Source organism: Candidatus Binatia bacterium, from assembly GCA_036382395.1.
In the GTDB taxonomy this organism is placed as follows: Bacteria; Desulfobacterota; Binatia; order HRBIN30; family HRBIN30; genus JAGDMS01.
Map to the genome: position 1 here is coordinate 1 of DASVHW010000369.1, position 8063 is coordinate 8063.

General features: G+C 61.4%; 10 protein-coding genes. 2 read left to right on the top strand and 8 right to left on the bottom strand.

Going from position 1 to position 8063, the window contains the following annotated elements; all coding sequences use genetic code 11:
• Positions 1–645 precede the first annotated feature (645 nt).
• Positions 646–1200, top strand: coding sequence for a retroviral-like aspartic protease family protein (locus VF515_17725; protein ID HEX7409471.1), 555 nt, complete (start codon positions 646–648; stop codon positions 1198–1200).
• 53 nt (positions 1201–1253) lie between these two features.
• On the opposite strand, the gene VF515_17730 is transcribed toward VF515_17725, so the two are convergent.
• From VF515_17730 to VF515_17740, 3 genes are all read right to left on the bottom strand, one after another.
• Positions 1254–2294 (bottom strand): NAD-dependent epimerase/dehydratase family protein, encoded by a 1041-nt coding sequence (locus VF515_17730; protein ID HEX7409472.1) that lies wholly within the window; start codon positions 2292–2294, stop codon positions 1254–1256.
• Between the two features lie 114 nt (positions 2295–2408).
• Positions 2409–2708 carry a type II toxin-antitoxin system RelE/ParE family toxin gene (locus tag VF515_17735; protein ID HEX7409473.1) on the bottom strand — a complete coding sequence of 100 codons (300 nt, stop codon included), beginning with the start codon at positions 2706–2708 and terminating at the stop codon, positions 2409–2411.
• Complete coding sequence (locus VF515_17740; protein ID HEX7409474.1) at positions 2705–2938, bottom strand: addiction module protein; 234 nt, start codon at positions 2936–2938, stop codon at positions 2705–2707. Before VF515_17740 ends, VF515_17735 begins: the two co-directional genes overlap by 4 nt.
• 1086 nt (positions 2939–4024) lie before the next feature.
• Between VF515_17740 and VF515_17745 the strand changes: the two genes are divergently transcribed.
• Positions 4025–4747, top strand: coding sequence for a hypothetical protein (locus VF515_17745; protein HEX7409475.1), 723 nt, complete (start codon positions 4025–4027; stop codon positions 4745–4747).
• Positions 4748–4875: 128 nt separating this feature from the next.
• Here the strand turns inward: VF515_17745 and VF515_17750 are convergent, their stop codons facing one another.
• The 5 genes from VF515_17750 to VF515_17770 form a co-directional block, all read right to left on the bottom strand.
• On the bottom strand, positions 4876–5394 hold the full coding sequence (locus VF515_17750) for a hypothetical protein (GenBank protein ID HEX7409476.1): 519 nt from the start codon (positions 5392–5394) through the stop codon (positions 4876–4878).
• A gap of 84 nt (positions 5395–5478) precedes the next feature.
• A complete protein-coding gene (locus tag VF515_17755) occupies positions 5479–6336 on the bottom strand; it encodes a hypothetical protein (protein ID HEX7409477.1) in 858 nt (285 codons plus the stop codon).
• Between the two features lie 249 nt (positions 6337–6585).
• Complete coding sequence (locus VF515_17760; protein HEX7409478.1) at positions 6586–7137, bottom strand: ATP-binding protein; 552 nt, start codon at positions 7135–7137, stop codon at positions 6586–6588.
• A 395-nt stretch (positions 7138–7532) separates the two neighbouring features.
• A complete protein-coding gene (locus tag VF515_17765; GenBank protein ID HEX7409479.1) occupies positions 7533–7826 on the bottom strand; it encodes a MarR family transcriptional regulator in 294 nt (97 codons plus the stop codon).
• Positions 7827–7859: 33 nt separating this feature from the next.
• Positions 7860–8063: DUF2442 domain-containing protein (locus VF515_17770; GenBank protein ID HEX7409480.1), on the bottom strand; the 204-nt coding region annotated here is incomplete at its 5' end.

Consider the following 8063-nt stretch of genomic DNA (forward strand, 5'->3'; position numbering starts at 1 on the left):
CGCCGGCTTGGAGAGGCCATGAACGGTTCTCACGCCCGACGCCACCGCCCAGGGCGATGTTCAACCCATCCCACCAGCAAGCGGGCTGTGTTCCGTACGCCGAAGGCGTTCCGTACCATAGCCCAGGGTTTTGCCGCGGCAGTGGCTACCCTGGGCAGCGAAACCGATTCCTCTGCTACCCTGAAGGGGTTGCGCTCGACTTGCGGACACCGTTCCGCCGGAGGCTAGCTCAACCGGAGGTCTACAACGTGACGCCTATAGGTCCGTCTGAGACCGAGGCGGGGGCCGGACGCAACCCTATTCAGGGTTGAAAACTGTTCGGACCATCGACCCAGGGTAGCTTCGCAACCCTGGGCTATGATGGATAACGCCTTCGGCGTAAGGAATCGTCCCATGTCGGTTCTGTCGCTTATGGGCCAACGCCCTGGGCGACAGGCGGCGTATGTTCATGGGCAGCCCTTCGACGTTGCTCAGGACATGCTTGTCGAAGGGTGATCCGCTGATCGGCGTTGATTTTCTTGGCCGCACTCCAGTCCGTGACGCCGCTCTCCACAACCTTGAGGGGTCTATGCACGCTTCAGTTCCGTGTGGCGGCTGGCACAGTAACTGCTCGACAATACAGGGCGACCGGAGCGAAAGGCACACATGACGAGGCACGGCTACTTGGGGATGATTGCGGGTCTGATGCTCCTGGCCCTGCCTACACCGCAAGTTGTGGCCCAGCAGGAAGTCTATACGTGGACGGACCAGAACGGAGTGGTCAACTTCTCGAACTCTGGGCCGCCCGAGGGCGCGCAAGCCAAGGCGATTCATTTTGGAGGCGAGTTCCGGCCCGTGCCTCTGGAGGCGGACAGCAACAGCGCCGACCGCAAGCTTGTTCGCGTCGAGCTGCAGGGGACCCAACAGCATGCGGAGGTCCGCATGATCGTTGATACCGGCGCTCAGAAAACGATGATCGATGCGGCGCTGGCCAACCAAATCGGCGTGCACTGGATGGGAGACCAGCTGGTGGGGGGCGTGACCGGCGTCGGCGTCGGCTCGCTGGTCGAAGTGCCGAGGCTGCGGATTGGCTCCGCCGAACTGCGGGATGTCGACGTCGTCGTCGGACCAGTCCCCGGCTTTAGTTTGCTCGGTATGGATGTTCTCAACCGACTTGATCTCAGCGTCGGCCAGAACACGCTTTTCCGCAGCAATCGCTAAAGACCGTCACTCCCCCGCCGAAGCTGCTTCCGCCGGCATCCCGGCTTGCCCCGTCAGCTCGACCTGAACTGTGGCAGCGTTTTGAGCCACGCCACGCACTGATCCACGCCGGCGTCGAGGCTGATCCGCGGTTGAAACTCCAGCTCCCGCTTCGCCTTGTCAATCGGGACGTCCTGGTCTCTTCCCATCACATAGACCGCATGGCGGGTCAGCAATGGCCTCGAGCCATACCATCCGAAGAAACGGTACAACGACTCCAACAGAGACCCCAGCGAAAACAACAGCCCAAAGGGCAGCGACAAGAACGGACGCGGGTAGCCCAACGCGTCTGCCAATCGGTTGACGTAGGACCTCCACGTGACGTGTTCCTCGCCACACATGTTGTAGATCCGCCCGACAGCATTCGGTGCAGTCGCGGCCTTGATGAGGCCATCTACCAAATCGTCAACATGAATCAGCCCGGCACCCACGTCCCCACTGACCAACAGCATCAGGTGCGACCGCAACAACGTGGCGATCTCCAGGACGAAATCCTTGCTCCCGGGTCCATACACGTTCGCCGGTCGAAAAACGGTGACCGGCAACTGCCCCTTCGTCGACAGCACCGCCGCCTCTCCTGCAATCTTGGTCGTGATATACGGGATGCCGATGTCTCGTGGCGGGACGTCTTCGGACGGGCCGTTTGCCGGATACCCGTACACATCGGCGGTGGAGATGTGCAGGAATCGTTTCAGTGTGGAATCGGGGCGCCCGCGCTCGGCAACGGCGGCCTCCACCAACCGCCTCACCATCGTGATGTTGGCGTCTTCGAAATCTTCCCACCTGGCCCAATCGACCACCGCCCCAGCAGTGTTGAAGGCGTAGTCGACATCGCGAAAGGCGTCCCGCAGCACGTCGGCGTTGTCCCAACGGCTGGCTCTGACAACGTGGACATTGCGTCGCCCCTCGAATGCCGTCAGGTTTGACGACGGCCGAGCCAGCAGGCGGATGCGGACGGGCGGCGACGAGGCGAGCAGCCTTTGGGTGAGGTGAGCACCGATGAATCCCGACGCGCCCGTGATCAGGATGAGTTGGTTTTCCGAGAAAAGGCTCATGTCGTCAACTCCGGGCGATCTGCATGGCTTACGCCGAACGCGTGGCCGTTGAGGCGCCGGCGCATACCGTCTCGCGAGGCGCAGTCAAGTTCAAGCCGGTCGGCTCGATCCGGGCTAGGGTTTCGTGAGCCGCTGCTTCCAGTAACCAGGCTCGCGACTGCAGTGCATGACGGCGACGATGAGAACGAAGTCGGGTTCAACAGTGTAGAGGATCCCGTACGGGAACACGCGCGTGAGACAGCGCCGGACATCTTCCGCAATCACGCGCCATCGGGTCGGTGCTTCGAGAATCCGATGGACAGCGTCCTCGACGACCTCAATGAACCGCAGGGCCAGCGCCGCCTCCCGCTCGGCGTAGCGGAGGGCTGCCGCCTCGTACTCTTCCAGCGCTTGCGGATTGAACTCATATCTCATCGCCGCACGGAGTCACGCACCTTCCGGAGGGCCTCATCACCCGGAACCGTCTGCACGCGCCCGGCGCGTACTTCGTCCCGCCTGCGTAGAGCCTCGGCGGCCCACAGCCGATCGATCCGCCCAAGGTCGTTTGCGTCCAAGCTCTCCACAAGCAGATCAGCCAGTTGTGCCCGCGACTCGGTCGGCAGGCTCATGGCTTGCTCCGCCAGCTGTTCCACGGTTGTCGTCATGAACGCACGATAGGGCAACTTCGAAGAGTCCTCAAGGAGCGGTGATCGGCCGCAACGCCAATGCCCTGCCAATAACCCGCCGGCACAGAGCGCTTCGCGATGAGTGGCGCAGCTCAAGCCGGTCGGGCTCATTGGCTGGTTAGAAGCTGCGACAACGTCCCGCCGTGGATTTTCGCTCGGAGAATGGCTTGTCCAACCCTCCGCTGCGCCCGAAATCAGGTGCACAGCATGGTCAGGTCCGCCGCTGCGCCAGAGGCGGGGGTGCACAGCGTGGTCAGGCCCGCCGCTGCGCCAGAAACGGGGTGAACAGCGTGGTCAGGGCCGTCGCTGCGCCAGAAACGGAGGTGTACCGCGTGGTCAAGGCCGCCACTGCGCGTGAGTGCCTAAAATTCAGGCGTTCCAACGCTCCACATTCAAAAAACTCGATCGGATACGGTCGATCGGTCTCAACTTGGTGAATTTCTCGCCGCGAGAGCTGACCGGTGGGGCACCGGCTTGGAGCGCCTATGAATTTGTGGTTCGCGCGACACCGCCCGGAGCGATGCCCCGGGCTCACGAATGGCCGCCCCGTCGGGGCTCATCACCGTCGAGCATTTGAGTCTCTTTGGTCTCAGCCCTGAAAGGGCGGCAAGCTATGAGCCCAGGGCAATGCCCTGGGCGACGGAGCAGGCACGTGTTCATGGGCAGGGGAGTGCTGAGTTTCTCCGAATGTAGGGGCGCAGCATGCTGCGCCCCTACGGAAGCACGCGGAAAATACGGCATATCACGCCATCGGCCGGTCATTTATCAACAGTCCATGATGGCGAGTGACTGGACAATGTTGGTATGTGTATGCTCCGCACTTGGGGTTCAACAACGGCGACTGTTTGTGAGCGGCCCGAGGCTGCCGGATGTACCAGTGTACCGCTGTCGCCGCACTTTGCAGATTTGAATGGTGCGTTCGAGTGTACAGCCGGCATTCGCGTGACACACGTACACAATAACCTGACAATGATGTACGTTCCGCGAAATATCCACGCACCCTATCGCACACAATGGCTTGGCAACCTGTTTGCAACCGGCGGCCTGCCAGAAAGGAGAAGCGGAATGTCGACAATTACGGTAGGCAAGAGTACGACCCGGCAACTCAATGCGGGGGCGGCCATTCTGGCCGCGGCGCGGACCGCCGACACGCGGCTGATCAAGGATCGGCTGGCGGCGTTCGAGCGGGCGCAGCACGGCTACGTGCAGGCGCACGCCAAGATGCAGCAGGCCGAGGCGGAGGTGGAGAAGGCCCAGGCGCAGTTTCGGACCGAGGAGCAGGGCCTGGTGGACACGCTGGCGCGGGCGCTGGTGGCCGACGGGCAGCCGCTGCGGGATCCGTTTGCGGCCTTTGCGAATCTGCCGACGGGAGCGCTCATGCGTTTGGCGCCGGCGGAGGCGGCCAAGGCGCTGCCGGAGCTGGTGGCGGCGATACGCCGCAGCAAGACGGTGGGCAAAGGGACGCTGCAGGCCGTGCAGAGCGTGGAGAAGGTGACGCGCGGCCTGGAACCGGCGTTGGTGCGTTTGGAGATGCTGCGGACGGCGGCACGCGACACCCGCGCCACACGAGAGGCGGTGGCGCAAGCGTGGGAGCTGGCGCTCGGCGCCGTCAAGCGCGGCGCGCGCGCCGCGGCCGACGATGGTGCGCCGAACCTGTACGCCACCCTCTTCGAGCGGGCGGCGCGCACGTCCACGAAGGCTTCAAAACCAACCCCACAACCGTCGCCGGTGCCTGTCTCCTCGCCGGCGGCAGCCCCGGCGCCGCCGCCCGAACCGGCGGTGGCGTAACCCAACGGCGGTACGGCCCCAGCCCCCGGGGCCGTGCCGCTGGTTGATCGAAGCTGTGTCATTGTGTTTGACTCAACGGCTTGTGGGGTTGGGATCACGCAACGCGATCCATAGCGGCCGCTGAAGAATTATTCGCGATCAATCGCGAACCCGTCACGGAATCGCGCAAAGTGGTTTATGGTGTCTACCGGAAACGCCGTGGAAACAACGTATACCGTGTTACGATAAAGCGCGGCGACTCCCAGTATCGAAAGAGAATGACCCTTAAGGAATCTCATCTCGAAGGAGGTGGCAGGGCAACCTTCAAAAGGTGCCTTCTGGTTCTGAATAAGAATGCCATCAATCAGCCCCTGTGCCATTTCGTCTAAGACTGTCTGGAGGAATTCCTCGGCCGAACCGAAATACTGCCTCACGCGAGTGACGGACACTTGGTAGAGCGCGCCTGGAACCTCGCACGAATAGACGGCAGTACCTGGCGATTGACCGTCATCTGCGCTGCCGCCGAAGCCGCCCGAAAAGCGCCTGTTCACCTCTCCTGGAAACATGGCGGAGAACTTCTCCGTTGCGGATTTGTGCGGCCTCCATTCCGCACCGGCAGCTTCCAACTTGCGTCTGTGATCCGGTGCACGCCCCTTGAACGGCCACATGCATCTCCTCCCTTTTCTCCAGCCTCCGCGCCGACACCATGTAGCTCCTTGGGCGGTTGGCGGCGAGTCGGCTCCAGGTGCGGGTTAGGAGGAGGAGCGTCCGCTGCGATCCAAGAACTCCGGGACCTTCCCATATACGGTCTTCCTGCCATGACATCTGAGTCGTCTGACGCCATCCTCGACGGCGGTCTGATAAAACACCACACCCGACAAGACGAATTCCTCGGGTTCGATCGGACTTCCAGGACTCCTTCTCAGTGGAACCTGCCATACTCCTGCGCCACTGAAGCCGCCAAAATCTGACGGTAATTCCACACTACCTGTTCTGTAGTCGACTTGCACTTCGAGATAGTCATACTCCGACGACTCGTACTCCAGGGGCGCCCCAAACGTTCCGCAAAGTGCCCAGTATCCTTTCCCTGCGATGAAGCCTGGTATGGGATCTAGGCTTTCCGCGGATTCTCCCACGATGCCTAGCGTGAACCAGAATCCGTGGTTCGCCTCGATAAAACCATCGGAAAAGCGTGCCCGACGCTTGTCGATATTGAAAAAGCTCTTTTCGGAAAGCAAGAACCGTATGTCCGTCTGCGGAAGCACAACGAGACCAAGATCCGGGCCTGTGGATTCATCCTCGCCTCTTGCGCTCCTGTGGATCTGAAGATGTGAGACCTCGAAAGCATGGCGACGATGCCCCCCAGCAAATGAAGACAACAAGCCCAGTCGATCGGAATCCCGGAGCTGGTCCAAAACATGTCCGGCCGTGAGAATGCAGTGCAGCCCATCGACTGTCACGAGTGTGCCGGTGCCAATGAGACGCAGTCTCTCCGTGTTCTCTTCAAGAACGTTTCGAGTCAATCCTACGGTGAATTGTGCGATGCCATCGCAGGCGCAATCGATAGTTTCGCTTTGTAGATCTGAAATGTGGATTCTCTCCGAGTGCATCTACTGAGCGTGCTTCTAACGGCCTGGCGATGAGCCGCGCCTTCCTTTGGCGTCGGTCTCCATGGTCTTAGCGGGCGCCCATTTCGAGAAGTGTTGGCGGCGCCGTTGTACCGAAAGCGTTGTGGACCGCCGAGCACCAAGCATCGGCGATTCTGTCGAGAGACTCGCCGGGTTGGCGTATCGCATCTGGCAATTCGAACACAGGACGACACCAGCGATTCGTTAGCCGCTCCGTAAGGCCGCTTCCCGTCAGCAGCGCAACGTGCTCAGCACGAATCGCTCTCGCGCGGTACTCAGCACCCAGTGTGGAAAGAACCGATTCACGGATCTCGTATGGGTGGTCATTGCGAAGATCGACTCCGTATGGCGGCGGTAGAAAGCAGAATGACCTTGATGGTCCACCCGGTGCGGTCTGGTGCTGCTGGGCGGTACATGGATGAAGATTATGCCTTTTCCGCATACAGTCACGGGAATGATCTGAAGGCCGGCGATTCGAGGATCAATCGACGAACTCGCCAGATTCTCAAGCTTCTGAGCCACATCCAAAGGTCGATCGATACCTACGACTTGGGCCCCGAGGTCGAGGTCGTCAGACGGCTCCTTTACTCCGATCAGAAGGTGCCCGCCATTTGCATTCGCAAACGCGGAAATGTCTTTCAGAAACTCGCGATGTGCCTTCTGGTCAGGATGCGAGAGCTGAGCCTTATAGTCGAGGTGGTGCCCCTCCGGGTACTTTCGCCTCAGAAAAAGCTCAAGCGTGGGGCCGTCCAGCTTCCTGACCTGTTCAGCTGTGAGATACATCAGCGTTCCGCGCCCGCTAACCTTTAGCGTTTCATCTGCTTGTCGGCGCCGGGGTGAGCTGCGCATTTGGCACAGCCGGGTCACCGCCGGAGGGGAGATAAACGATGTTGAACTGAACCGCTGCTGACGGACGCTCACTCACTATGGGGGTTATAGTCGGGAGAGCTGGCGGTGAGCAAACAGGTCAAGTGCGAAACGGTGCGTAATGCCATGCGCGCGGGGAGGAATCGGGGCCGTGTGGAGGCGTCGGCGCAACGGCAAAGGGGACTGCGGTGGTGGGGCGTGCAGAGCCCAGCGCGTTGCCGCTCACCGGCGGCGGGCAGAACGGCCCCTCTCGCAGCAACACAGCCGGCTCACGCCCGCCGTCGGGTGGAGCTTTGTTAGCCCGGTCATCGCTACTCCAGATCCGGCAACTCACGCCTCGGCAACAGCAGCTTGATCGATCGCGGCTTGCCCGGCGTTCTTTCAATGAAGCCGTTCCTTGCGAGGGACAGCACCATTTGATGCACCGACGGCGGTGTGACGCCGAAGTAGCACTGCATCTCGGCTTCGGAGGGCGCCTCCCGGTGAATCTTGGTGTAGTAGTAGATGAATGCTAGATACTGCCCCTGCTTCTCCGAGGGACGCCCTCGCACCGAACCGGCCAATTGCAGCGACGACTCCGATGCGCGCACTAGATTAATCTCCACCGGCGGTTCACGAGCGCGCTACCGTCTTGCGGATCAGCCGCGCGCGTGTTTCTTGCGCGTCGGCTGGATACGCGTGTCAGAGCGCGGACGCCTGTGCGCCTCAAGCCAGGCTTTGAACGAACGCTGGCTTTCACCCGATGCTCTGCCGCTGAGCAGGCCTTCGACGCTGATGTCCTCGTCGAGATCGGGCCAATGGATGCCCTCCCCGTTGCCGATCAAACGCCAGTGCTTGCGCTC